The 24738-nt window shown below is 56.0% G+C and carries 20 protein-coding genes and 1 tRNA gene; 9 read left to right on the forward strand and 12 right to left on the reverse strand.

The features are described 5' to 3' along the window. The first annotated feature begins 854 nt into the window (after nucleotides 1-854). The gene (locus tag FPY71_RS12580) at nucleotides 855-1784 is read left to right on the forward strand and encodes a winged helix-turn-helix domain-containing protein (protein ID WP_149300665.1); all 930 of its coding nucleotides are present in this window, start codon (nucleotides 855-857) and stop codon (nucleotides 1782-1784) included. Beyond that, on the forward strand, nucleotides 1777-3252 hold the full coding sequence (locus tag FPY71_RS12585) for a hypothetical protein (RefSeq protein ID WP_149300666.1): 1476 nt from the start codon (nucleotides 1777-1779) through the stop codon (nucleotides 3250-3252). Before FPY71_RS12580 ends, FPY71_RS12585 begins: the two co-directional genes overlap by 8 nt. Here FPY71_RS12585 and FPY71_RS12590 read toward each other — a convergent pair. The 3 genes from FPY71_RS12590 to FPY71_RS12595 form a co-directional block, all read right to left on the reverse strand. After that, entirely contained in the window at nucleotides 3249-3488 is a 240-nt protein-coding gene (locus FPY71_RS12590) for a WYL domain-containing protein (protein WP_149300667.1), read from the reverse strand. The genes FPY71_RS12585 and FPY71_RS12590 overlap by 4 nt on opposite strands. Before the next feature lie 683 nt (nucleotides 3489-4171). Further along, nucleotides 4172-4303 carry a DUF6538 domain-containing protein gene (locus tag FPY71_RS18850; RefSeq protein WP_425457892.1) on the reverse strand — a complete coding sequence of 44 codons (132 nt, stop codon included), beginning with the start codon at nucleotides 4301-4303 and terminating at the stop codon, nucleotides 4172-4174. 107 nt (nucleotides 4304-4410) lie between these two features. Next, nucleotides 4411-4484, reverse strand: a tRNA-Gln gene (locus FPY71_RS12595). 230 nt (nucleotides 4485-4714) lie between these two features. On the opposite strand from FPY71_RS12595, the gene FPY71_RS12600 reads away from it, so the two are divergent. Continuing rightward, the gene (locus tag FPY71_RS12600; RefSeq protein WP_149300668.1) at nucleotides 4715-5956 is read left to right on the forward strand and encodes an MFS transporter; all 1242 of its coding nucleotides are present in this window, start codon (nucleotides 4715-4717) and stop codon (nucleotides 5954-5956) included. Nucleotides 5957-6014: 58 nt separating this feature from the next. On the opposite strand, the gene FPY71_RS12605 is transcribed toward FPY71_RS12600, so the two are convergent. After that, on the reverse strand, nucleotides 6015-6677 hold the full coding sequence (locus FPY71_RS12605; RefSeq protein WP_149300669.1) for a YiaD family glycine zipper/OmpA-like lipoprotein: 663 nt from the start codon (nucleotides 6675-6677) through the stop codon (nucleotides 6015-6017). A gap of 230 nt (nucleotides 6678-6907) precedes the next feature. Beyond that, entirely contained in the window at nucleotides 6908-7939 is a 1032-nt protein-coding gene (locus FPY71_RS12610) for an aspartate-semialdehyde dehydrogenase (protein WP_149300670.1), read from the reverse strand. 353 nt (nucleotides 7940-8292) lie between these two features. On the opposite strand from FPY71_RS12610, the gene FPY71_RS12615 reads away from it, so the two are divergent. Then, a complete protein-coding gene (locus tag FPY71_RS12615) occupies nucleotides 8293-9924 on the forward strand; it encodes an MFS transporter (protein ID WP_149301090.1) in 1632 nt (543 codons plus the stop codon). Nucleotides 9925-9992: 68 nt separating this feature from the next. On the opposite strand, the gene leuB is transcribed toward FPY71_RS12615, so the two are convergent. Continuing rightward, on the reverse strand, nucleotides 9993-11102 hold the full coding sequence (leuB, locus tag FPY71_RS12620; RefSeq protein WP_149300671.1) for a 3-isopropylmalate dehydrogenase: 1110 nt from the start codon (nucleotides 11100-11102) through the stop codon (nucleotides 9993-9995). A 133-nt stretch (nucleotides 11103-11235) separates the two neighbouring features. Beyond that, nucleotides 11236-11841: a 3-isopropylmalate dehydratase small subunit gene (gene leuD, locus FPY71_RS12625; RefSeq protein WP_149300672.1), complete on the reverse strand. Its 606-nt coding sequence runs from the start codon at nucleotides 11839-11841 to the stop codon at nucleotides 11236-11238. A 99-nt stretch (nucleotides 11842-11940) separates the two neighbouring features. On the opposite strand from leuD, the gene FPY71_RS12630 reads away from it, so the two are divergent. Both FPY71_RS12630 and FPY71_RS12635 read left to right on the forward strand, forming a co-directional pair. Continuing rightward, nucleotides 11941-12801, forward strand: a complete 861-nt coding sequence (locus FPY71_RS12630) for an HpcH/HpaI aldolase/citrate lyase family protein (protein WP_149300673.1) — start codon at nucleotides 11941-11943, stop codon at nucleotides 12799-12801. Nucleotides 12802-12814: 13 nt separating this feature from the next. Continuing rightward, nucleotides 12815-13021, forward strand: coding sequence for a DUF1737 domain-containing protein (locus tag FPY71_RS12635; RefSeq protein WP_149300674.1), 207 nt, complete (start codon nucleotides 12815-12817; stop codon nucleotides 13019-13021). Between the two features lie 26 nt (nucleotides 13022-13047). On the opposite strand, the gene FPY71_RS12640 is transcribed toward FPY71_RS12635, so the two are convergent. Beyond that, on the reverse strand, nucleotides 13048-13470 hold the full coding sequence (locus FPY71_RS12640) for a metallopeptidase family protein (protein WP_149300675.1): 423 nt from the start codon (nucleotides 13468-13470) through the stop codon (nucleotides 13048-13050). A gap of 260 nt (nucleotides 13471-13730) precedes the next feature. On the opposite strand from FPY71_RS12640, the gene FPY71_RS18795 reads away from it, so the two are divergent. From FPY71_RS18795 to FPY71_RS12650, 3 genes are read left to right on the forward strand one after another with little or no spacing between them, the layout of a single operon-like run. Further along, nucleotides 13731-14567: an ImuA family protein gene (locus tag FPY71_RS18795; protein ID WP_342791282.1), complete on the forward strand. Its 837-nt coding sequence runs from the start codon at nucleotides 13731-13733 to the stop codon at nucleotides 14565-14567. Next, nucleotides 14473-16146, forward strand: coding sequence for a Y-family DNA polymerase (locus tag FPY71_RS12645; RefSeq protein WP_425457893.1), 1674 nt, complete (start codon nucleotides 14473-14475; stop codon nucleotides 16144-16146). Before FPY71_RS18795 ends, FPY71_RS12645 begins: the two co-directional genes overlap by 95 nt. Beyond that, nucleotides 16143-19463, forward strand: a complete 3321-nt coding sequence (locus FPY71_RS12650; protein WP_246160520.1) for an error-prone DNA polymerase — start codon at nucleotides 16143-16145, stop codon at nucleotides 19461-19463. Before FPY71_RS12645 ends, FPY71_RS12650 begins: the two co-directional genes overlap by 4 nt. Here the strand turns inward: FPY71_RS12650 and hutU are convergent. Genes hutU through hutI form a run of 4 tightly spaced genes read right to left on the reverse strand, consistent with a single transcriptional unit; the run spans nucleotide 19443 to nucleotide 24658 of the window. Further along, nucleotides 19443-21119 (reverse strand): urocanate hydratase, encoded by a 1677-nt coding sequence (hutU, locus tag FPY71_RS12655; protein WP_149300677.1) that lies wholly within the window; start codon nucleotides 21117-21119, stop codon nucleotides 19443-19445. The two genes, FPY71_RS12650 and hutU, sit on opposite strands and share 21 nt — an antisense overlap. 1 nt (nucleotide 21120) lies before the next feature. Next, the gene (gene hutG, locus FPY71_RS12660) at nucleotides 21121-21924 is read right to left on the reverse strand and encodes an N-formylglutamate deformylase (protein WP_149300678.1); all 804 of its coding nucleotides are present in this window, start codon (nucleotides 21922-21924) and stop codon (nucleotides 21121-21123) included. Then, a complete protein-coding gene (hutH, locus tag FPY71_RS12665; protein ID WP_149300679.1) occupies nucleotides 21921-23456 on the reverse strand; it encodes a histidine ammonia-lyase in 1536 nt (511 codons plus the stop codon). The genes hutG and hutH overlap by 4 nt, the downstream gene beginning before the upstream one ends. Beyond that, nucleotides 23456-24658 (reverse strand): imidazolonepropionase, encoded by a 1203-nt coding sequence (gene hutI, locus FPY71_RS12670; protein ID WP_149300680.1) that lies wholly within the window; start codon nucleotides 24656-24658, stop codon nucleotides 23456-23458. The genes hutH and hutI overlap by 1 nt, the downstream gene beginning before the upstream one ends. Nucleotides 24659-24738: the final 80 nt, after the last annotated feature.

Raw genomic sequence — 24738 nt, forward strand, 5'->3', positions numbered from 1 at the left:
CAGCGGTGCGGATTCAATGGATTCCGACTAATCCGATAGAGGCGGGCGAACAAGGTGCGGCACGGATGTCAAACGGCGCGTCGGCCGGAGGCAACCCAACGACAAGATTTTGCAAGTGGATTTTGTCGGTGTAAAGTGGTGGCCTCTTTTGGGCTTGTTAACAATTGTCGCGCGCCAGATGACTGTCCACACTCCGAGTATGTAAACTGACGAAAATTGTGCACTTGGCGGCTGTGAGATGGCGGGGGAAGATTTGGCAGAATCGGAGGTGTTGACTCTTCGTCGCGGTTAAGCACTTGCGCAGGCGTGGATCGAAAATTGGATAGAGACGCCGCAACGGTCGCTCCGTTTTTCACGGACGCGGTGGCTCATGGATGAACTTGGGTAGCTATGCATTGCCGAAACATTACGACGCAAGAAATGCAAATCCCAATTGTACGTCCGCCTTAGTCGGGCATGGGATATAGTCCACAGCATCCGGTATGCGCTCCAGCCAAAGTATGCGACCAAGTTTTACCGATCCGAAGACGATCAGCCGAGCGATGAGGATAAGCAGCGCATTGCTCTCAACCTGAGCCAAGCGTTTCCTTCGAGCCACAGCAGAATGAAAACGTAAGGTGATTTGAAGCTTGGCCGGAATCATTGTTTCAGCGGGTTTCCTTTATGAAAGATACTTTGCCCTTAGTAGAAACTGAGATCAGGAATTGTAAAATAAGCGACTGTGCGGGTTTAAACCGGAGCAAGCGGGCGGACGATAATCTAGTTGATGGTCTGTCAGCGATATTGACTTCTAATTGGGTTATCTTAGGATAGCGAGTTTTACGATGTTCAACCAATGGGCGTGAGGGCAGAGAGTGAGTTCTTATCTGCAAATTGCAGAAGAGGTCTTGCGTTCGGCCCGCCAACCACTTTCTGCGCGCGCGATTCTAAAACAAGCATACTCGCTCGAAATTGCGCCCTATCACTTGCACGGCAAAACCCAGCACAAAACGCTGCAAGCGCGATTGAGCGAAGATATCCTTCAGCGTCGTGAACACAGCCTTTTTTTTCGAACGAAACCGGGGCAGTTCTTCCTGCGGGAGTTTTTAACTGACACCTCAATACCCGCTGAGTATCGACAGCCGATCGTCGCGCGACGACGCACTCGCGACCTATTACTTGGGCCAGCGCTCTCGGTAAGCTACAGGTATGCTGCAAGGCTTCTACAGGCTGATCAGTATGCGGACGCTGATTTGGTCGAAAAGATAGCTAATTCTGGACGTTATCGGTACATCGATCCCAAGAAAGCAGATGATGACGACGTGCTGCTTTGGGCCGTGTCCGCCTTGACCCGTCCAGGAAAGATGCTTTCTTATCGATCAGGAAGATATAGGGACGACCGAGATCACTTCGCCCACAAAAGGTCAATTGCGTTTTCAACTCTGGTTTCGGAAGCAAACCACACGCTCTTTGATACGCAAAGTCTAGGCGTACCTGATAGTGCGCTGTTTGCGGCGGCGGCGGACTTAGATATCCCGTTGCCAGAAACATTTTCAGCGCGGGCTACATTCGAACATTATATCCGCTTTTTCGCATGGCAGCCTGAAGCTGACGCAAAGAAGAGCTTGCTTGCATTTGTAGAGGTTTGTGCTCCTGATTGGTTTGAGCCTACAGCGTCACGACTATCCCTAAATGATCTTTGTTGGCTGGATATGAGTGTGCCTCCCAATAATTGGGATGATTTCGACCCGCCGTCGCAAACTATACTATCATATTACTTCCCCAGAGCCGCAATGCATGGCTGATCGCCGTAGGAGAATGCTAAACTCTTTCCAGGCGGGCTATCTCAAATCCGAACTTGAGAGCGGATCAGCCATTAGGAGTAAGCAGGCACTTCAGCAACTCTGTAAAATGTTTAGAATGGGCGTCGCGCTCCAGCAAGACGACCGCATCAGTATGGAGATCGCAATCCTTGGCGTTCTTAGCTCTGCGGCTTCTGACGAAAAGATCAGGCGATGGGCGTTATCCGCATTAACGTATGTGGGGCGCAAAGAAGTTAGCCGTAATGCTGTTCTGCGAGCGATTTCCGATTATCCTGATGAGCCGCAAGTGTTGGCCGCGGCCATAGCGACTTTGTTTAAATTTGACGGTAACGCGGCCCAAAAAGTCATAACCCATCATGGAGCTTGTACCGCTGAAATGATCGCTCTGTCAGCGTTGCAAACTACCGACCCTAAACAACTTGATCTGTCGAATCTCAACGTGAACATTGAAAATGCAGAGCCCGTGCCGTTGAAATTGGCATTGCTTCTCGTCGGCCTTGATCGATCACCAGAAAATATTTTCGATCCTCGGCATTCGAATGCCGAGATAGTTAGGGTACTTGGTGCACACCACGAACCGATCGTTTCCCAATACTCGGTATGGGCTGCTGCGGAGAACCCGCACTTAGGCGCTGCCAATATCGGAATAGACCTTAGAGACCTTTATGGACAGGAGCCGAATGTTCGTTCCTATGTCTATCGGCTTTTCGCTGAGGAGAGCGCCGTCTCCTCCCAACGCCATGAGATAATTGTTCAAGGCAGTAAAGATAGCGATAAGGAGGCCCGATCAGGTTTAGCGATTGGATTGCGGGACAACTTCTATGATGGGCTGGAAAGTGTAACCGTTGACTGGTTTCATGAGGAAGATGACCATGATATAGGCGCACATGTGTTGGACCACATTATCGCGCAAGCCGAAAAAGTTCCCACATACGAGAAGATCGCAATTGACCATTACGAATTTGCAGCAGGCGATCTGAAGAAGCGGTTTCGTATGGAAGCTGCAGCGGCAGGCACGAAAATTTACAGCGCGTTCAAGCGCAAGTCGATTGAGCTAGAGGCCGGATTATTTGGGCTAGTGGGAGGTAATGTGACCAACAATAATAGCTTCATCAACAATGGCACCATGCAGGGAGCTGTGTCGCAGTCTGGACAGGCCGTAAACCATGGCGAAATGCAGGCAGCTTTAACGCAGGGTCAAATTCTGGAGTCTCGGAAACTTCTAGATAGGGTAGTCGCGGAAATCGATACTGTGCCGTTATCGGATGAAATAAAGGGCGAGGTCCGACAAGCTGTCGTTCACGCCAAAGGGCAAACGGACAACGAGACACTAAGTACTGTTGTTGGTGTGCTTGAGAAGGCAGAGAAAGGATTGAAAGCCGTAAGCGGGATGGCCGACCATGCGAACAAAGTCGGCACACTTGTCCTCGGTCTTTCAGGATTTCTTTAATTATAACTGTCAGTGAATTTCATATCGATCAGGGCGAAGTCTCTTTCTTCGCCTTTTTCCACGTCAATTGCCTTGATGAACCATTGTTCGTCCGGATGCCAATCAGTTGTGCCGTACCAAATTTTTATAGGCAGGATTCTTCTAACGGAGGTGTCTCCGCGCCAGTTTTTATATACAAACCGAAGCTCTTTCACTGGCTCGCCTAACGTGGTGCTATTGAGAACATTGACCGTCATACGAAATCCATTGTCAATTCAGTTTGGCGAAAGTTCGGTCTTGGCTAGAGAATGGGTGATCTGGTGGTCGTCGTGAGATGCCGTAATTATTGAGTGTGCCGTTTCTTGCTTACCAAAAGATAAACAAGAAAATCATCTGGGTTGATGATGGTCGGTCAGGCAATGGCCTTGGGAATGATGGAAAATCCTCGATCTCTGAAATAAGCGAGGATGATTCAGTCTAAATTACTGAAATTCATATGAAAACTGAGAAAATTTTGGCAGCGGCATGCGTAGCCGTCGTGTAAAGGACGCGGTTTCTCGCCTGAGGACGTGCGAGGATGGGCCGAAAAACTCTATATTGCAGGCGGTCCTTGCGGCGGGAACTCCTGCTGTAATCGCGGGCGCGATCAATATGGAGATGTCCGATGACATTCGATGATCGCCTGCACATGATAATATCTGTGCGGTGGTGATGCAGTGATCCAGGGTATTGCCGCCAAGCGAGTTTTTCGTCTCTTGGGTGACATTGCCCGAAGCTCGCGCGGGCAGCCCGACCGGCCTCGTTGAGATACATGCCGGATGCTCGCACCGCACGTTCCAGGACGTGGTTGTAGAACCTGGGTAAGGTGGGTGAGTTGATCCTGGGTATGCATGGTTTTGCGCGAGCCGTTTCGAAAAGTTGTTCGGAGAACCAATATGGTTCATCGGCTGTTGCCGCACGTTCCTGGGACGCTAGCGCCGAAGCTGCGCACCAGTGCGCGTCTTTTCAGCCTGTCGCGCAAATCTGCTGGAACGGCTCGCCGGAAATGAAATATACGTCCGCCCCGGACGATATTGGAAGGAACTGCAACGCCGCTTCGCTCGCTCTTTGTAGCAAATGCTTCATCCCGCCTGAGGTGGCGCGAGGCGCGTTAATGGTTTCAATGAATTGAGAGGGATTTGGCTGGGGAACCTGGATTCGAACCAAGACTAACGGAGTCAGAGTCCGTTGTTCTACCCTTAAACTATTCCCCAGCAGGGCCATGCCCGAGCAATCAGGCCGACGCGCGGTCTATACAACGCGTAACGCCAATTGCAAAGCAAAAATGACAGATCCAATCCCAAAAGTTCCGCTATACCCTCAGCCACAGCATCAAGGATTTTTACGCGCAGGCTTCTAAACAACCCAACATTGCTATATTGCAGTGCAATATGCGCTGACTGGTTGCGGTGGTGCGCAGAAATCTAACATGCGGGAATCAAGCATGCTCTCCTCAGACCAGACTGCCAGACCTGCGGAGCAGCAAGAGGCTGTGTTGCCGCAGAAGGGCGCGAGCGGTTTTGGATCTGCCGCATACGCCCTCGCGGCGCTCTCTACGGCGTCCTTTTCGATCGGCGTTGGCGAGTTCGGAATTATGGGCCTGTTGCCCGGCCTTGCCAGTGATCTTGGAGTTTCCATTCCGCAAGCCGGGCTTCTCGTTACCGGCTATGCACTGGGCGTGGTATTCGGTGGGCCGTTGCTTGCCGCAATGACCTCCCGCATGGAGCGGCGGCGCTTGCTCCTGGCCATGACGGTGATTTTCATCATCGGCAATCTGGCCTGTGCGCTGGCTCCAACCTACGAGCTCTTGATGGCCGCGCGGGTGTTTACCGCTCTGGCGCATGCCACCTTTTTTGGCATTGGCGCTGTTATGGCCGCCGACATATCGCCTCCCGGCAAGCAGGCACAGGCAATTTCCCTGATGTTTGTTGGCATGACTCTGGCAAATGTCATGGGTGTGCCGCTTGGCACCTTCATCGGGCAGGCATTTGGCTGGCGTTCAACTTTCTGGGCCGTCACTGCCCTTAGTGTCCTGTCCGGCATTGCATTGATGATTTGTCTGCCCAAAAGCTACCCGCAAGCCGATATTCGCTTCAGGGCAGAACTGCGCGCCCTCACCAGGCCGCAAGTCATGCTGGCCATGTCACTCAGCGTTCTGGCATCCATAGCGTTCTTCTCAGTCTTCACCTACATCACGCCCATGCTGACGGATGTGACCGGCCTTGCAGAAGCAACGGTTCCCTATGTTCTGCTGGTGTTTGGTGTTGGCCTGACCATTGGCAATCTGGCTGGCGGCAAATTGGCCGACTGGAAGCTGATGCCGTCCATTATCGGGCTGTTTGCGCTGTTGATCGTCATTCTGCTGGCGCTTTACACCGGCATGGCCAATCCGGCTCTAATGCTTGGCCTGATGTTTCTGTGGGGCATTGTGGTTTTTGGGCTGGTGCCACCCGTGCAGATGCGCATTGTTTCGCAAGCCACGGGTGCGCGCAATCTGGCTTCCACATTCAATCAAAGCGCGTTCAACCTGGGCAATGCCATTGGCGCATGGATGGGCGCTGCCCTGCTGACAGCGGGTTTTTCCTACCGCCAACTGCCCATTGCGGCCTTGGTGGTGGCCTTTGTTGCGCTGGGCGTGGCCATTGTCAGTTCGCGGATGCAGCGCCGTGTCGACAGTCAGCTATGAAAAAAGGCGTTTGCCGAAAGCAAACGCCCTTCTGACTCATTCCGCATAAAGGCCGAAATTATCCGGCTTGCAGTGGCGAGATGGAAATTTCCACCCGGCGGTTCTGCGCGCGGCCTTCCTCTGTTGCATTGGAAGCAACCGGGCGCGACATGCCAAAGCCCTGAATGTTCAGTCGGTTGCCGGAAACGCCCTGCGTTTGCAGGAACTGGCCAACGCTGCCCGCGCGCCGCTGGGACAATGCGAAGTTATAGCTTTCGGAACCAACATTGTCGGTGTTGCCTGCAACGTCAACAATGGTCTGGTTGTACTTGTTCAGCACAATCGCCACAGATGTCAGCGTTGGATAAAACTCCGAGCGCACCTGATCCTGATTGGTTGCGAAGGTGATGTTGGATGGCATGTTCAGGATGATGCGGTCGCCAGAGCGCGTGACGGACACGCCTGTGCCCTGCAATTGCGCGCGCAGGTCCGCTTCCTGCCGGTCCATGTAAACGCCAATGCCGCCACCGGTCAGCGCGCCAACACCAGCACCAATCAGTGCTGCCTGACCGCGGTTGACCCCGGCGATTTCGCCAACAAGCAAACCACCCAGCGCGCCTACGCCAGCGCCGATGCCGGTGCCTGCCGCTGTGCGCGAAACCTGCTGTTCATTGGTGTAGGGATTGGTGGTGCAACCGGCCAGAACAGTCAGTGCGGCGCATACAGCCAGAATCTTTTTCATGAAAGGCTCTTTGATTGGACGAAATCTTACAAAGCAATTCCAGCAGCATTGTGAGGCGGATTTGAGTCCGGAATTGCGACAAAACAAAGTTTTGGAGCACTTTCGCGATTCGAGGAAACGCGAAAAGCACACCGGAATTTGCAGGCACTATGGTTAAAATTGTGTGAATTGTCACGGCGAAGGCAGCGGATCGATGTTTTTCAACCCGCTGCCTGTGCCTACAGCAGAACTCAGGCAGCCTTTGCGCCGCGCAGCAGCTTGCGATTGACCAGAAGTTCGGCAATCTGAATGGCGTTCAGCGCCGCACCCTTGCGCAAATTGTCTGCCACAACCCAAATGTTCAGGCCGTTTTCCAACGTCTGATCTTCCCGAATGCGGGAAATATAGGTTGCATCTTCACCGGCAGATTCAATCGGGGTGATGTAGCCGCCATCTTCCCGCTTGTCGATGACAAGGCAGCCAGGAGCTTCGCGCAGAATATTGCGAGCTTCTTCGGCAGTGATCGGCTTTTCAAACTCGATATTGACCGCTTCCGAATGGCCGATAAACACAGGAACGCGCACGGCTGTGCACGTAACCTTGATCTTTGGATCAAGCATCTTCTTGGTTTCGGCCATCACCTTCCATTCTTCCTTTGTCGAACCGTCTTCCATGAAGACGTCGATATGCGGAATCACGTTGAAGGCGATGCGCTTGGTGAATTTCTGGGTCGAAATCGGATCGGCCACGAAAACAGCGCGGCTCTGCTGGAACAACTCGTCCATGCCGTCCTTGCCGGCACCGGAAACCGACTGATAGGTTGAAACCACCACGCGCTTGATTGTGGCATAGTCATGCAATGGCTTCAGCGCCACGACCAACTGGGCAGTGGAACAGTTCGGATTGGCAATGATGTTGCGGCGGGTAAATCCGGTAACAGCGTCGGCGTTCACCTCGGGAACAATCAACGGCACGTCCTGATCATAGCGGAAGGCCGAGGAGTTATCGATCACCACACAGCCTTGAGCGGCAATCCTGGGTGCCCATTCCTTGGCAACAGAGCCACCTGCCGACATGAGCGCAATGTCAGTGCCAGTAAAATCATAGGATTCCAGCGCTTTGACCTTGAGCGGCTTATCGCCGAAAAAGACCTCTGTTCCCTGGCTGCGGCGAGAGGCAAGAGCCACCACTTCATCTGCCGGAAAGCCACGCTCTTCCAGAATATTCAGCATTTCCCGGCCGACATTGCCTGTCGCTCCGACAATCGCCACCTTGTAACCCATGAAACCTGTTCCTTGCTCCCCGCAGCCAGTCAACGCCTCCAACCCCGTCCCGGGGGAGTGCGGGACGAAGGCTTCAGCTAATCGCGGTTTTAATAATGGAGCGTGTGAACATGGAAAGGGCATATGCGCTGTCACAGCCGCAAAGTCAATCACCCCGCCCGCGTGAGTTGCATAAGTAAATCAGCCTTGAATGAAACTGAACGGTCGCTTTTTTGCCGCTTTTCATTTTTTTAAAGTCAGGTAGCTTCCTTTTATAGCGTCCGGCGGCGGCTTTACTGCCTACAAGTGACGTAATGGGAGGAAAAACAGTGGCTTCATATGATTCTGCGGGTGATCCCCGCTCACATACAAGCATGACCAAAGAAGAGCGCAAGGTTATTGTCGCATCCTCGTTGGGTACCGTATTTGAATGGTACGATTTTTATCTATATGGTTCTCTTGCTGCAATTATTGCGGCGCAGTTTTTTGCAGGCGTAAATCCAACTGCTGGTTTTATATTTGCACTGCTTGCATTTGCTGCCGGTTTTGCGGTCAGACCCTTCGGTGCACTTGTTTTTGGTCGCCTCGGCGACATGGTCGGTAGAAAATATACATTTCTGATAACAATTGTTATTATGGGCCTCTCAACATTCATTGTTGGCCTTCTGCCCAACTATGCCTCGATCGGCGTTCTAGCGCCCGTTCTCCTCATCATTCTGCGTCTTTTGCAGGGCCTGGCCCTTGGTGGTGAATATGGCGGCGCGGTGGTTTACGTTGCCGAACATTCTCCCAACGGCAAGCGCGGCTATTTCACGGCGTGGATTCAAACCACAGCCACAATGGGTCTGTTTCTGTCGCTCATCATCATTCTGGGAACCCGCACCTTCATGGGTGAAGAGGCGTTCCGTGAATGGGGCTGGCGTATCCCATTCCTCATCTCGATCGTGCTTCTGGCAATTTCGGTCTGGATTCGGACAAAGCTGAACGAAAGCCCGGTTTTCCAGCGGATGAAGGCTGAAGGTAAAACTTCGAAAAGCCCATTGCGGGAATCATTCGGCCAATGGTCCAACCTGAAAATTGTGCTTCTGGCCCTGTTCGGCCTGACGGCCGGTCAGGCTGTGGTCTGGTACACTGGCCAGTTCTATGCGCTGTTCTTCCTGACACAGACGCTTAAAGTAGACGGCGCAACGGCCAATATCATGATGGCTGTGGCACTGTTGCTGGCAACGCCATTCTTCCTGGTTTTCGGCGCGCTTTCCGACAGGATTGGCCGCAAGGCCGTCATCATGGCCGGGCTGCTGATTTCAGTGGTAACGCTGTTCCCGGCTTTCCAGCTTCTGACCAATGTCACCAATCCACGTCTTGCTGCCGCACAGGCCAGTGCGCCTGTTTCTGTTACCGCAGATCCGGCAACCTGTTCCTTCCAGTTCAACCCGGTTGGTACTTCCGCCTTTGTGTCATCCTGCGATATTGCAAAGGCATTTCTGGCCAGAAACGCCGTGAACTACGACAATATTGCTGCGCCTCCGGGCACAGTGGCCAGTGTGCAGATTGGCGACGTAACAGTGCAGAGCTTTGAGGGTGCAACGCTTACGCCCGAAGAGCGTAAGGTTCAGACGGATGCGTTTGGCGTTGCGGCCACCGATGCAATTCGCGCAGCGGGTTATCCTGCGGCCGCTGATCCGAATGAAATCAACTATGTAGCGGCAACCGCAATTCTGTTCTTCCTGGTGTTTCTGGTCACCATGGTTTACGGCCCGATTGCGGCTTATCTGGTGGAATTGTTCCCAACGCGCATTCGCTACACATCCATGTCACTGCCATATCACATCGGTAACGGCTGGTTTGGTGGCTTCCTGCCAACTACCTCGTTCGCAATTGTTGCGGCTACAGGCAATATTTACTCGGGTCTCTGGTATCCGGTCATTATTGCAGCCATGTCTTTCATTGTCGGCATGCTCTTCCTGAAAGACACGCGACACGAAAACATCAACGATATCGATTAAACCCGATACAGCAAAAAACCGCCCCGGAACGTTGGTTCCGGGGCGGTTTTTTATGGATGGAGAAGATTTCAGGAAAGCTTGGCGCGGAAGCTCTCCGCAATGGCATCACCCATTTCGACCGTGCCAACCTGACGCGCGCCTTCCGACATGATGTCGCCGGTGCGGATGCCCGCCTGCAGCACTTCTGCAATGGACGCTTTCAGCTTGTCGGCTTCTTCAATCATGTTGAAAGAGTAGCGCAAAGCCATGGCAAATGATGCAATCATGGCGATGGGGTTGGCGATGCCCTTGCCCGAAATATCGGGGGCCGAACCGTGTACGGGCTCATACATGGCATTGCGGCGACCCGTTGTTTCATCTGCCGGGCCAAGTGACGCCGAAGGCAACATGCCCAAAGAACCTGTCAGCATGGCGGCAATGTCGGACAGCATGTCGCCGAACAGATTGTCGGTTACGATAACGTCAAACTGCTTTGGTGCGCGCACAAGCTGCATCCCGCCAGCATCGGCCAGCATGTGCTCCAGCTCCACATCCGGATAGTCGGCGTGCACGGCGGTCACAACCTCATTCCACAAAACGCCTGTCACCATGACATTGCGCTTTTCCATCGAGGTAACCTTGCCGCGGCGCGTGCGGGCCAGCTCAAAAGCGGCGCGGGCAATGCGCTCTATCTCATAGGTCTGGTAAACCTGTGTATCGACACCGCGCTTCTGGCCGTTGCCAAGCTCGGTAATTTCCTTCGGCAGACCAAAGTAAACGCCACCGGTCAACTCTCGCAGGATCAGGATATCCAGCCCGTCAACCAGTTCACGCTTGAGCGAAGAGGCTTCTGCCAGTGCCGGGTAGCAAATGGCAGGGCGCAGATTGGCAAACAGGTCAAGATCCTTGCGCAGCCGCAACAGGCCAGATTCCGGGCGGGTCTCATAGCTGTTCTTGTCCCATTTGGGGCCGCCGACCGCGCCAAACAAAATGGCGTCTGCTGTTTTGGCCAGTTCCATGTCTGCATCGGAAATGGCAGCGCCGTGCACATCATAGGCTGCGCCGCCAACAAGGCCGGTTTCGGTTTCAAAGCCGCTGCCCGCAACTTCGTTCATCAGGCTGATGAGTTTTTCTACCTCAGCCATTGCCTCCGGCCCGATTCCATCGCCGGGGAGAAGAAGAAGCTTGCGGGTGGTCATTGAATTTCCTCCAGATTTGAACTTCTTGTTGAAACGGCATCATTTCAACAACAAAACAGAAAGTTAAAGCGTGACAGATGATCGAAAGATCATATGAAACTCTTCAAGCCTCAACAGACAGTCGGTCGGTGTTTCAGGCCCAGGGGCGGCTCTCGCCCAGGCGTTCTTCAAACGAAGAAATCACGGTGTCGCGCTCCAGCGTCATGCCAATATCGTCAAGACCATTCAGCAACCGGTTCTTGCGCGATTCCTCAATTGGAAAATGAATAACCTGTCCATCGGGGCGGCGAATTTCCTGTGTGGCAAGGTCTACCGAAATGCGGGCGTTGGAGCCTTTTTCGGCGTCTTTCAGCAACTGTTCCAGTTCTTCCGGGCTGACGCGGATTGGCAGAATGCCGTTCTGGAAGCAGTTGTTGTAAAAAATATCGGCAAAAGAGGTGGAGATGACGCAGCGAATGCCAAAATCCAGCAAGGCCCATGGCGCATGCTCACGCGATGAGCCGCAGCCGAAATTGTCACCGGCAATCAGAATTTCCGATTTGCTGTAGGCGGGCTTGTTCAGGACAAAATCTTCATTGGGCGAGCCGTCTTCATTGTAACGAAGATTGGCAAACAACCCGACACCCAGACCGGTGCGCTTGATTGTCTTGAGATAGTCCTTGGGGATAATCATATCGGTATCGATGTTGACGATCGGCAGGGGAGCCGCCACGCCAGTCAGCGTATCAAATTTTTGCATAATGCCTCTCCTCACGGATAATTGGCATTTCGATATCATTTTCGCCCGACACTGGTCAAAAGCATTGCGAGGAATATCGGCATTTGGCAGGAAGGAAATATGACTCAAGCTGATTTTTCTGCCCGATCCGCCCTGTTTGTGCCCGCTGCCAACGCCCGCGCACTGGCAAAAAGCACGCAATTGCCGGCCGATACCCTGATTTTTGATCTGGAAGATTCGGCCGCGCCAACAGAAAAAGCCGCCGCGCGGGAAAATCTGCGCCAGCATCTGGCTGCGCCACGCAGTACGGCGCGGCATGTTGTGCGCATCAACTCACTCACCACACCGGAAGGCACGGAAGATCTGCTGATGGCGCGTGGCGCGCGGGTTGACGCTATCTTGCTGCCAAAGGTGGAAAAAGCGGGCGAGCTTGCCGAGCTTTCACAAGCGCTGGAACAGACAGATGCTCCGCCCGAGCTGGCCATCTGGGCCATGGTGGAAACGCCAAAGGGCATTTTAAATGCCGGCGCTTTGGCCGCAATGCAGCTTGCCTATCGGCTGGAAGCGCTGGTTGTCGGCCCGAATGACATCGTGGCTGCAACCAATTTGCGGCCCTCTGCCGGGCGGGCCGAACTGGTGCCCTGGCTGGCGCAGATTGTGCTGGCGGCCAAAGCGGCGGAAATTCTGGTTCTGGACGGTGTGTACAATGATTTTCGCGATAGAGCCGGTTTTGAAGCGGAGTGTACACAGGGCCGGGCAATGGGGTTTGACGGCAAAACCCTGATTCATCCCGATCAGATTGAGCCTGCCAATCTTGCTTTTGGCCCCACAGCGGATGAACTGGCGCAGGCGCAGGAAATTGTGGCGGCATTTGCTGACCCGGCCAATGCCGGGCGCGGTGTTATTCGCCTTGGCGGGCGTATGGTTGAATTGCTGCATCTGAAAAAAGCGCAGCGGCTTTTGCGACAGAAATCGCTTTGAAAGAGGATTGGAAATGAAGCTTTATCGTTTGTTGACCGGCGTTGATGATGCGCATTTTTGTCACAAGGTTTCGCTGGCCCTGTCGAAAGGCTGGGAGCTGGCAGGAAGCCCAGCTTATGCTTTTGATGCGGCAGAAGGGGTGATGAAATGCGCTCAGCCGGTGACCAAAGTGGTTGAGGGCAAGCAGTATGACCCATCCATGAAGCTGGGCGAACAATAGGTTTTTAGCATTTCTCGTTCAGCGGTTTAATCCGCGGCGTCTTCCAGAGCTTCCATATCGTCGTCCGAAAGGCCAAAGTGATGGCCAATTTCGTGGATGAGAACATGGGAAACCAGCGCGCCAAGCGTTTCCTCATGCTCTGCCCAATAATCCAGAATCGGGCGGCGATACAGAAGAATGCGGTTTGGCAACTGACCGGTTGCCGGTGCCGAGGCTTCAGCAATGGCACTGCCTTCAAAAAGGCCCAGAATGTCATAGGGCGTTTCCAGCCCCATTTCATCGGCGATTTCCTCATCGGGAAAATCAGCAACATGCAGCTGAATATCCCCGCACAGGGACCGAAATTCCACAGGAAGAGCGGCATATGCCACGATGGCAATCTGCTCGATTTCTTCAAGGCTGGGAGCCATGCAATGTGCCCAGTCTGAGCTTCGGTCAAGCTTTCCCATGGATGCGTTCCGGCCTTCTGAATTTTTCCAGTTGAAATGATTTCATTTCAACGGCGGGACAATGCGACAAGCCATGAACCAGCCTCGTCCCACATTCCTGTCACAGGTTCATTATCCACTGACATCGGCAATGCCAAGCTTGACTCTGTTTTACGGTTCTGGAATCTATAAGAACATATAGTGAACATTTCACGGATTCCCATTGGAATCACGGGCGGCAGAATGACCTCATTCTGCTGAAAGAATGGATATTGCCGTTAATGCTGATACCGGAAAAAGCCCGAAAGCTGGAAATGCTGCAACGGCAATTGGCCGGGGTAACCACTGCGCCTGTTGCACCTGACTTGCGCTCATTTGGTGTGGATGCGGCGGACAAGGCCCTTGGCGGCGGCATTCCGGCGGCAGGGTTGCTGGAGGTGCGCTTGCCACAGCCGCGAGGTGGTGGCTGTGGAGCAGGGTTTTTAACGGCTTTGGCGGTGCTGTTCGGGGCCAGCCGCAAACGGCCTTTTCTCTGGATAGGAGAGCAGTTTGTGTTTGGTGAGGCCGGGTGGTTTTACCATTCCGGACTTGCAGCCCATGGTCTGGACCCGGCGGCTTTGGCCATTGTGCGCCCGCCGCGTCTGGAGCAGGCAATATGGGCGGCGGAGGAAGCGGTGGCTTCCGGGGCTGTGGCGCTGGTGGTGCTGGAGCTGTTTGGCAATCCGGCGCGTATGGCGCTGGAAGGTACACGTCGTCTGCACATGCGGGCTTTGGCTGGCGGCACCCCGCTGGTTTTGCTGCGTCAGGCGGCAATGGTGCAAACCAGTGCAGCACCCTTGCGCTTGCGGCTGGCCAGTGCGCCCGCCGCTTTGCCGGAAGATATAGCCAGTCGATGGCGGCTGATTGGCAACCCGGTTTTTGATGTTGAAGTTGAAAAGCTGCGGGGTGGGCCGCCCGCCCGCTTCCGTGTGGAGTGGAATCCCCATGAATGCTGTTTCAAAACCTGCCAGCCGCATTCTGGCATTGCTGTTCCCGTATCTGCCGACCGACAGAATAAGGCGGGCTTGTCTGGGCCGTTTGTGGCGCGTGAACCTGCCGGCCAGCGGCGATGGGCCTAAGCCTGTTTTGCAGGCAGGCGAAACCGACACTATGGCCGGCCTGTTCCGCGAAGGGCCGGGCAGTGCCCACCATGTGCCGCGCTCTGCCGCTTTAACGGCGCAGCCGGCAAGCCCGTCAACCGGGCTGCAACCATTGGTGCTTTATGAAAAAGACGCCAACGCGTTTTGCATAACGGCCTGTTGTGAAGCGGCAATGGCAAATGGTGTTCGCCCCGGCCTGACCATGGCGGAAACACGGGCTCGGTTTCCATTCTTTGCGTTTGAACCGGCAGAACCTGCTGCCGATGCCCGGTTGCTGGAGGCGATTGCCGACTGGTGTGATGGCTATACGCCACTGGTGGCGCTGGATAAGCCAAACGGCTTGCTGCTGGACATTTCCGGCTGTGCACATCTGTTTGGTGGTGAAGCCGCCTTGCTGGACGATCTTGTCAGAAAATTGGTTGCACAGGGGTTTAAACCGCAGGCGGCCATTGCCTCACAGGCAGGCCCGGCTCTGGCACTCGCCGCTTATCGGCCGGGGTTCATTGTGCCGGAAACAGCCGCAGTTGAACCAATTCTTGCGCCTTTGCCCGCCCGGGCTTTGCGGTTTGGCGCGCAGACCACGGCTGTTCTAAGCCGGCTGGGGCTGAAACAGGTGGGCGATCTTCTGGCTTTGCCGCGTGCGGGCCTTGGCCGGCGGTTTGGTGCCGATTTTATGGACCGGCTGGATATTGGTCTTGGGCGGGCTGAGCGTCCTTTGAATCCGCGCCGGCTGGTGCCGCAGCTGATTCATGAGCGGCGGCTGTGCGAGCCGATTGGCCGTATGGAAGATATTGAAGGGCTGACCCTGCATCTGGCCCAAATGCTGAAGCCGGATCTTGAACGGCGCGGACAGGGCGCACGCCATCTGGAACTGGCACTTTTCCGGGTGGATGGCGTGGTGGACAGGGTTGAACTGCGCACGGCCATGCCCCTGCGCGACCCGGAGCGCATTCGCCGCCTGTTTGCAGAACGGTTGAAGGCAATTGGCGATGAGCGGGATGCCGGTTTCGGCTATGATCTTTTGCGCCTCTCCGTGCTGTCTTCTGCGGCAATGTCGGATCAGCAGCAGAATTTTACTGCCGGTGTTGATGACAATTCCGAAGCGCTGGAAATTCTGATCGACAGATTGGCGGCGCGGCTGGGAGTGGAAAGCGTTCAGTCTTTACAGCCTGTGGCATCACATTGGCCGGAAAAGGCGCAAAGATTGCAGGCGGGTCTTGCAACGGCTTCTGTGCAGCTTGCTCATGTGCCGGACTATGCGCCCAGGCCATTACGGCTTTTGACGCCGCCGGAAAAAATTGAAGCCATGGCCGTGCTGCCGGAAGGAGAACCGATCCGCTTTGTCTGGCGCAGGGCCACGCACCGGGTGGTGCGGATGGAAGGGCCAGAGCGGATTGCGCCGGAATGGTGGCAACAGGCGGTGCCGGATATGCCGGCCATGCCTGCGCGGGACTATTTTCGCATCGAGGATTCAGAAGGACGCCGTTACTGGATGTTTCGTCTGGGTGATTATGAAACGCAGGAGCCGCAATGGTTTCTGCATGGAATTTTCGCATGAGCACGCCCGGCGGCAAAACCGGCTTTTTTGCCATGCAAAAAGGCTTTTGTGAAATTGGCGTTTCATCGGCATTTTCCTTTCTGCGCGGCGCTTCCAGCCCGTCTGAACTGGTTGCCGCTGCCAGTGCTCTTGGGCTTGGCGGCATAGGGCTGGCAGATCGCAACACTGTGGCCGGAGTGGTGCGGGCCTATCAGACTGCACGCGATACCGGCATGGCATTTCGGCCGGGGGCAAGGCTGGTTTTTGCTGATGGCACGGCGGATATACTGGCTTATCCCCGCAACCGGGCAGGGTGGGGGCATTTGTGCCGTCTGCTCAGCCTTGGCAATCTGCGCACCAAAAAGGGTGATTGCCAGTTGTTTCTGGCAGATTTGCTGCAATGGGGCGGCGATATGCAACTGGCGCTTCTGTGTCCGGATGGGTTGGCATTGCCGGATTGGCAGACCGTTGCCCGCCCGGTTAAAGTCACGCTGGCAGCGCTGATGAACACATTTCCTGGCTCTGTCTGGCTGGCCGGTTCTGTGCGCCATGATGGGCAGGACCAGAGGCGGCTGGCCCGTGCAGCATCATTGGCGGCAGAGGTGCAAGTGCCATTTCTGGCCACCAATGATGTGTATTACCACATTCAGGAACGGCGCATGTTGCAGGATGTGGTCACGGCCATTCGCGAGCATGTGACCCTGCAGGAGGCCGGGTTTCTGCTGGCACGCAATGCGCAAAGGCGGCTTTGCGCAACAGCGGAAATGGATTTTCTGTTTCGCGAATATCCGCATGCGGTGGATGAAAGCCGCCGGTTTTTTGCGCCGTTGAACTTTGATCTCAAAAGCCTGCATTATGAATATCCCGATGAAGGCTTGAAACTGAACCGCAGCCCGGCGGAAGAGCTTTTTCGTCTTGCCCGTGAGGGCGCATATTGGCGCTACCCCAATGGCGTGCCGGACAATATCTGGCGCGAAATTGACCGGGAAATGGCGATTATCATAGAGCTGCAATATGAGCCCTATTTCCTGACCGTGCACCGGATTATGGAAGCGGCCCGCCGCATGAACATTCTGTGTCAGGGCCGCGGTTCAGCCGCCAATTCCACCATATGCTACTGCATGGGCATAACGGCGGTGCCGCCAGAGGATGGCAAAACGCTGTTTGAGCGCTTTATTTCGCCCGAGCGCGGCGAACCGCCGGATATTGATATTGATTTTGAGCATGAGCGGCGAGACGACATCATCAACTGGATTTATGAAGAATATGGCCGCGAGAATGCGGCCATTACCGCCACGGTCATTTCCTATCGCTCACGTTCTGCCGGGCGCGAGGTGGGCAAGGTTTTCGGGCTTTCCGAAGATGCCTTGTCGGCTTTGTCGGCATCGGTCTGGGGCACATCGCACTCGGCCCCCGGTGAATGGGAGGCGCAGGCAGCAGGGCTGTCGACGCAGGATGCCACCACCACCAATATCCTGCATTTTGCCAGCGAACTGGCCGGTTTTCCCCGGCACCTTTCGCAGCATGTCGGCGGGTTTGTGCTGACCAGAGGTCGGGTGGATGAGGTCGTGCCAATCATGAACACCGGCAGCAAAGGCCGGTTGATTGTTGAATGGGACAAGGATGATCTGGACGAGCTGAATATTCTGAAAATCGACATATTGGCGCTGGGCATGCTGAGCTGCCTGCACCGCTCATTTGATATGCTGAAGCAGCATTATCCGGAAGATTTTTGCGGGCAGGAGCTGGAGCTTGGTTACTTTCCGAAAGAGCCGCCTGATGGTCCTGTGTGGAAAATGACGCATCGGGCCGACACGCTGGGCGTATTTCAGATTGAAAGCCGGGCGCAGATGTCCATGCTGCCCAAGCTGAAACCCAACGAGTATTACGATCTGGTCATTCAGGTGGCGATTGTGCGGCCCGGGCCAATTCAGGGCGATATGGTGCACCCCTATCTGAAGCGGCGGATGGCTGTTGAAAAGGTCACCTATCCGAAAGAGGAGTTGCGCGCGGTTCTGGAACGGACCTGCGGCGTGCCATTGTTTCAGGAACAGGCCATGCAGATTGCCATGGTGGCGGCGGGTTTTTCCGGCACCAAGGCAGATGGCTTGCGCCGCGCCATGGCAACATTCAAGCGCACCGGTGAAGTGGGCAATTTCCGGGATGATATGATCAATGGCATGCTGCAAAATGGTTATGAGCAGGATTTTGCGGAAAGATGCTTCCGGCAGATTGAAGGCTTCGGCGAATATGGTTTTCCGGAAAGCCACGCCGCGTCCTTTGCGGTGCTGGTCTATGATTCCGCCTGGATCAAATGCCACTATCCCGATGTGTTTGCCGCAGCCCTTCTGAACTCCCAGCCACTGGGCTTTTATGCCCCGGCACAAATTGTGCGTGATGCGCGCGAGCATGGGGTGGAGGTGCGCCCGGTCTGCATCAACTCCTCGCAATGGGACCAGACATTGGAGCCCACAGGATTTGATGCAACGCGCATCCACAGGCAGCACGCAGAAATGGCCGGGGCAATTCGCACAAGCCATGCCATGCGACTTGGCTTTCGGCAGGTGAAAGGGCTTTCGGAAGCTGCCATGAAATTGCTGGTAGAAGAGCGCGCCAGACGACCCTTTGACTCGGTGCGTGAAGTCTGGCTGCGCACCGGCCTGCCACGCGCCACCATTGCCCGGTTGGCGGATGCCGATGCTTTTCACATCCTGGGTCTTGGCCGTCGCGATGCCTTATGGGCAGCAGAGGCTTTGGACAAGCAAAGTGCGGTGGAACATCTGCCATTGTTTGTCGCAATGGAGGCAGACCCGGTGCAGGATGAGCCCGACGCGCATTTGCCACCAATGCCTTTGGGTGAGGAGGTGGTGAACGACTACCGCTACCTTTCGCTTTCACTCAAAGCGCATCCGGTGTCGTTTCTGAGGCCGGAACTGGTGGCACAGAATGTCATGCCCAACAGCCGTTTGCCACAGTTGCCTTCCGGTCGCCGGGCCTGTGTTGCGGGATTGGTGTTGATCCGCCAGCGCCCCGGCTCGGCAAAGGGGGTTATCTTCATGACGCTGGAAGATGAAACCGGCATTGCCAATGTTGTTGTCTGGCCAAAGACTTTTGAAATATTTCGCGCCGTGGTGCTGGGTGGCCGTTTTTTGAAAGTGCGGGGGCGCGTGCAATCCAGCCACAATGTTGTTCACCTTGTGGCTGAAGAGATTATCGACATGACATCCATGCTGGGGCAGTTGCAGCAGAAGGGTGGAAGGGATTCCACCCCTTACCGCGCCCGCAATGTTGGCGATGGCAGCCGCCCTGTTGGCGTGTCAGTCCAGAATGGCCGGTAGGTTCAAGCCCTGTTCACGCGCGCAATCCAGTGCAATTTCGTAACCGGCATCGGCATGGCGCATGACGCCGGTTGCCGGGTCATTCCACAAAACACGCTCCACCCTTCTGGCCGCATCTTCCGATCCGTCGCAACAGATCACCATGCCGGAATGCTGAGAAAAGCCCATGCCGACGCCGCCGCCATGATGCAGGCTGACCCATGTTGCGCCGGAGGCGGTGTTGAGCAGCGCATTCAGAAGCGGCCAGTCAGAAACTGCATCTGAACCGTCCTTCATGGCTTCGGTTTCGCGGTTGGGAGAGGCCACCGAGCCGGAATCGAGATGGTCGCGACCAATGACAATCGGCGCCTTCAACTCGCCCTTTGCCACCATTTCGTTGAATGCCAGACCCAACCGGTGCCGATCGCCCAGGCCCACCCAGCAAATTCGTGCCGGCAAGCCCTGAAATGCTATGCGCTCCCGCGCCATGTCCAGCCAGCGGTGCAAATGGGTGTTGTCCGGCAAAAGCTCCTTCACCTTGGCGTCGGTGCGGTAGATGTCTTCCGGGTCACCGGAAAGCGCCGCCCAGCGAAACGGGCCAACACCACGGCAGAACAGCGGGCGAATATAGGCCGGCACAAAGCCGGGGAAGGCAAAGGCATCGGCAAAGCCTTCATCCTTGGCCACCTGGCGGATATTGTTGCCATAATCCAGCGTCGGTACACCCGCCCGATGGAAGGCCACCATGGCTTCCACATGTTCGCGCATGGACGCGCGGGCGGCCACTTCCACGGATTTCGGGTCGGTTTCGCGCTTTGCCTTCCACTCGGCCAGTGTCCAGCCTTTTGGCAGATATCCGTTCAGCGGATCATGGGCAGAAGTCTGGTCTGTTACCATGTCGGGGCGCACGCCACGGCGATACAGTTCCGGCACAATCTCGGCTGCATTGCCCACAAGGCCGACTGAGCGGGCCTGCCCGGCACTGGTCCAGCGCTGGATCATCTCCAGTGCCTCGTCCAGTGTTTCAGCCTTTTCATCGACATAGCGGGTGCGAATGCGAAAATCGATCCGCTCGGGGTCGCATTCAATCGCCAGACATGAAGCACCGGCCATGACTGCGGCCAAAGGCTGCGCGCCGCCCATGCCGCCCAGACCGGCGGTCAGCACCCATTTGCCGGTCAGGTTGCCATCATAATGCTGGCGGCCCGCCTCGACAAAAGTCTCGTATGTGCCTTGCACGATGCCTTGCGTGCCAATGTAAATCCATGAGCCGGCGGTCATCTGCCCATACATGGCAAGGCCGCGCCGGTCCAATTCGTTGAAATGCTCCCATGTGGCCCAATGGGGCACCAGATTGGAATTGGCAATCAGCACCCGTGGTGCATCCTTGTGAGTGCGGAAAACGCCCACCGGCTTGCCGCTTTGCACCAGAAGCGTCTGGTCATCTTCCAGCTCACGCAATGTGCTGACAATCCGGTCAAAATCATCCCAGGTGCGGGCAGCGCGGCCGATACCACCATAAACCACCAGCTCGTTGGGGTTTTCGGCAACATCAGGGTCAAGATTGTTCATCAGCATGCGCAATGGCGCTTCAGTCAGCCAGCTTTTGGCTGAAAGCTCTGTGCCATGGGGGCTGCGAACTTCGCGCATATTGTGACGGCGTTGGTCTATGTTCATTTCAACCTCGTGGCAATTCAGGAGCGAGTGTCTCAAGCTCTTTCAACAGGTCTGATAAATGCAGGCGCAGGCCATCGGCTTTGGCCTCGTCATAGGCAAAGGGCGGTGTTTCTGTGTTCAGATGCGTGCTTTGCGCCAGCTCCATCTGCACGGCGTGCACATTTGCATGGGGCTGGCCATAATGGCGGGTGGTCCAGCCACCCCGGAAACGACCGTTGACCACATGCGAAAAGCCCGCAGCACTGGCGACGACGCGGCCCGCCGCTGCTTCAAGTTCCGGTGCGCAGGTCTGGCCGCTGTTTGTGCCAAGGTTCAGATCCGGCAACCGCCCTTCAAACAAAAACGGAATGATGGAACGGATGGAGTGGCAATCATACAGAATGGCAGTGCCGTGCAGCGCCTTCACCCGCGCTATCTCCCGGCTCAGCGCTGCATGATAGGGCGCAAAGAACTGTTCCAGCCGCAGCTCTCTGTCCAGCTCCGTTGGCTCTTGCCCCCGCTGCCATATTGGTTTGCCGTCAAAGTTCGTCAGGGGGATCAGTCCGGTGGTGTTCTGGCCTGGATAAAGGCTTGCGCCCAGCGGATCGCGGTTGGCGTCAATGACATAGCGGTGAAACTGCGCGGCAACGATTGTTGCGCCCGGCAACAGCCCGTCATAAAGCCGGTGCAGGTGCCAGTCCGTGTCGCGCAGCACCTGACCCTCGGTGTTCAGCCGTGAAAAAATTTCTGGCGGCACATGCGTTCCGCTGTGCGGGAATGCCAGAATAACCGGGCTGTTGCCGGGTTGAACTCTCACAGCACTCATTGCGCCAGTTCCGGCAGAAGATTCTGCGAAACGGCATCGATCAGAGTGCCTTGCGCAATCAACTGTGTGGCTGCCGCCAGATCAACGGCCATATAGCGGTCTTCATCCAGCGCGGGAATGTGCGCGCGAATGGCTGCCAGCGCCTTCAACAGTTCCTGCCCGGTTTGCAGCGGCGCCCGAAACTCCACGCCTTGTGCAGCGGTCATCGCTTCAATGCCAACAATGCTGAACAGATTGTCTGTCATCAACAAAAGCCGCCTTGCCCCATGGCAAGCCATCGACACATGGTCTTCCTGATTGGCAGATGTGGGGGTGGAATCCACAGAGGCGGGGTGCGACATCTGCTTGTTTTCGGACATCAGCGCCGCCGAAGTGACTTCGGCAATCATCAACCCGGAATTCAGCCCCGGATTTTTCGCCAGAAAGGCTGGCAGGCCAAAAGACAAAGCCGGATCAACCAGAAGTGCAATGCGCCGTTGGGCGATGGCGCCGATTTCGCACACGGCCAGCGCAATCTGGTCGGCTGCCAGGGCCACAGGCTCGGCATGGAAATTGCCGCCGGACAACACCTGCCCGTCAGACAGCACCAGCGGATTGTCGGTTACAGCATTGGCTTCAATGGTCAGTGTGTGGCCCGCCTGACGCAACACATCCAGGCACGCGCCATCCACCTGCGGCTGGCAGCGTATGCAATAAGGGTCCTGCACGCGCTCGTCGCCTTCAAGGTGGCTTTCGCGGATCTGCGATCCGGCCAGCAAGCCCCGCAACGTCGCGGCGGCATCTATCTGCCCGGCATGGCCGCGCAAAGTGTGAATTTCTGCGTGAAATGGCGCGGATGAACCCATGGCCGCGTCGGTGGACAGCGCCCCGGTGATCAAAGCGCTCTGGGCCGCGCGGTGGGCTCGAAACAGCCCGACAAGTGCCAGTGCGGTGGAAACCTGTGTGCCGTTGATCAGCGCCAGACCTTCTTTGGCGGCCAATGTTACAGGCTCAAGCCCGACAGCGGCCAGTGCCGTTGCTGCCGGCTGTTGCACACCATTGACGGTAACATAGCCTTCACCAATCATGGCGGCTGCCATATGCGCCAGTGGCGCCAGATCGCCGGATGCGCCAACCGAGCCCTGACCGGGTATGACCGGCAAAACGCCAAGGGCCAGCATGGCTTCCAGCAAGGCAATAATCTGCGGGCGCACGCCGGATGCGCCGCGCCCCAGCGACATCAGCTTGATTGCCATGATCAGCCGGACGATTGGCGCATCCAGTGGTGTGCCAACGCCGCAGCAATGCGACAGAATGAGGTTTCGCTGCAATGTTGCAACATCGCCGGGGGCAATGCGCACGCTGGCCAGTTTGCCGAAACCGGTATTGACGCCGTAGACGGCAACATCCCCTGCGGCAATTTCTGCAATGCGCGCGGCACTGGCGGCTATGCCTGGGCGGGTTGCCGGGTCCAGTGTTACCGCGTCATTGCTGCGGTAAATCCGTTCCAGCGTGGATAGGGAAACCTGGCCGGGAATAAGAACAATGCTCATCAGTTTTTCTCGATGATGGATGAGTGGAGCGGATTAAAGCCGATGCGGTAGGCAAGTTCGGCAGGATGTTCGATGGACCAGACGGCAAGCTCGGCGCGCTTTCCGGCCTCTACGGTGCCGATTTCGTTTTGCAGGCCTAACGCCAGGGCTGCATTGCGGGTTGCGCCGGCAAGCGCTTCCTCTGGCGTCATGCGGAACAATGTCGCTGCCATATTCATGGTCAGCAGCAGCGAGGTAATGGGCGATGTGCCGGGGTTGCAATCGCTTGCCAGAGCCATTGGCACGCCTGCGGCTCGCATTCCTTCAACGGGCGGAACCATGGTTTCCCGCAAGGTGTAAAAGGCCCCCGGCAGCAATACGGCGACGGTGCCTGCCGCGGCCATTGCAGCAATGCCGGCCGGGCTCAGATATTCCAGATGATCAGCGGAAAGCGCAGCGAATTCGGCTGCCAGCGCTGCACCGCCCTGATCGGAAAGCTGCTCGGCATGGAGTTTGACCGGCAGGCCCAGTAACCGTGCGTGCTCGAACACAGTGCGGGTTTCTGAGGTGCTGAAGGCGATGTTTTCACAAAATGCGTCCACCGCATCTATCAGCCCCTCAGCCGCTCCTGCTGTCATCCCGGGCAACACCACCTCGGAAATATAGTCGCCGGCGCGCCCCTTATATTCGGGCGGGGTGGTGTGGGCTGCCAGATAGGTTGTGCAAATGCGAATGCCGGACAGTGCCTGCAACCGGCGCGCGGCGCGCAGCATTTTCAGCTCGTCAGCAATTGTCAGCCCGTATCCGGATTTGATTTCAACCGTGGCCACCCCCTCTGCAGTAAGGGCGTTCAGGCGAGGCAACGCGGTTTCCACAAGCTGGTCTTCAGTCAATTGGCGCGTGGCCTGCACGGTGGAGTTGATGCCGCCGCCCGCCCGCGCAATGTCTTCGTAGCTGCGGCCCTGCAAACGCATCTCAAATTCAAGCGCCCGGTTGCCGCCAAAAATCAAATGGGTGTGGCAGTCAATAAGGGCTGGTGTCACCAGCCGCCCGTCCAGACCTTCCGCGTCCAGCCCGTGCCACTCCTTCGGCAGGTCGCCTTTGGGGCCGCAATAGCGAATTTGCCCATCGGCCAATACCAGGGCCGCGTCCGGAACCAGCCCGTAAGCAGTTTCACCAACCATACGGCAAAGGTTCAGTCGGTCGAGCAGTCTGGCGGCCATAATCCAACATTCCCTTTTTGATTGTGCCGCGACGATAATATGTATAGACATAATGTGTCAACAGGCTAGGGATTCAGGGA

This window comes from Aureimonas fodinaquatilis (genome assembly GCF_008369445.1).
Taxonomy (GTDB): domain Bacteria; phylum Pseudomonadota; class Alphaproteobacteria; order Rhizobiales; family Rhizobiaceae; genus Aureimonas; species Aureimonas fodinaquatilis.

What these genes read in the sequence shown, in the direction of transcription:
- FPY71_RS12585 (WP_149300666.1), top strand. Translation starts at nt 1,777, where the DNA reads ATGGCTGATCGCCGTAGGAGAATGCTAAACTCTTTCCAGGCGGGCTAT.
- FPY71_RS12590 (WP_149300667.1), bottom strand. Translation starts at nt 3,488, where the DNA reads ATGACGGTCAATGTTCTCAATAGCACCACGTTAGGCGAGCCAGTGAAA.
- FPY71_RS12600 (WP_149300668.1), top strand. Translation starts at nt 4,715, where the DNA reads ATGCTCTCCTCAGACCAGACTGCCAGACCTGCGGAGCAGCAAGAGGCT.
- FPY71_RS12605 (WP_149300669.1), bottom strand. Translation starts at nt 6,677, where the DNA reads ATGAAAAAGATTCTGGCTGTATGCGCCGCACTGACTGTTCTGGCCGGT.
- FPY71_RS12610 (WP_149300670.1), bottom strand. Translation starts at nt 7,939, where the DNA reads ATGGGTTACAAGGTGGCGATTGTCGGAGCGACAGGCAATGTCGGCCGG.
- FPY71_RS12615 (WP_149301090.1), top strand. Translation starts at nt 8,293, where the DNA reads ATGACCAAAGAAGAGCGCAAGGTTATTGTCGCATCCTCGTTGGGTACC.
- leuB (WP_149300671.1), bottom strand. Translation starts at nt 11,102, where the DNA reads ATGACCACCCGCAAGCTTCTTCTTCTCCCCGGCGATGGAATCGGGCCG.
- leuD (WP_149300672.1), bottom strand. Translation starts at nt 11,841, where the DNA reads ATGCAAAAATTTGATACGCTGACTGGCGTGGCGGCTCCCCTGCCGATC.
- FPY71_RS12630 (WP_149300673.1), top strand. Translation starts at nt 11,941, where the DNA reads ATGACTCAAGCTGATTTTTCTGCCCGATCCGCCCTGTTTGTGCCCGCT.
- FPY71_RS12635 (WP_149300674.1), top strand. Translation starts at nt 12,815, where the DNA reads ATGAAGCTTTATCGTTTGTTGACCGGCGTTGATGATGCGCATTTTTGT.
- FPY71_RS12640 (WP_149300675.1), bottom strand. Translation starts at nt 13,470, where the DNA reads ATGGGAAAGCTTGACCGAAGCTCAGACTGGGCACATTGCATGGCTCCC.
- FPY71_RS18795 (WP_342791282.1), top strand. Translation starts at nt 13,731, where the DNA reads ATGCTGATACCGGAAAAAGCCCGAAAGCTGGAAATGCTGCAACGGCAA.
- FPY71_RS12650 (WP_246160520.1), top strand. Translation starts at nt 16,143, where the DNA reads ATGAGCACGCCCGGCGGCAAAACCGGCTTTTTTGCCATGCAAAAAGGC.
- hutU (WP_149300677.1), bottom strand. Translation starts at nt 21,119, where the DNA reads ATGAACATAGACCAACGCCGTCACAATATGCGCGAAGTTCGCAGCCCC.
- hutG (WP_149300678.1), bottom strand. Translation starts at nt 21,924, where the DNA reads ATGAGTGCTGTGAGAGTTCAACCCGGCAACAGCCCGGTTATTCTGGCA.
- hutH (WP_149300679.1), bottom strand. Translation starts at nt 23,456, where the DNA reads ATGAGCATTGTTCTTATTCCCGGCCAGGTTTCCCTATCCACGCTGGAA.
- hutI (WP_149300680.1), bottom strand. Translation starts at nt 24,658, where the DNA reads ATGGCCGCCAGACTGCTCGACCGACTGAACCTTTGCCGTATGGTTGGT.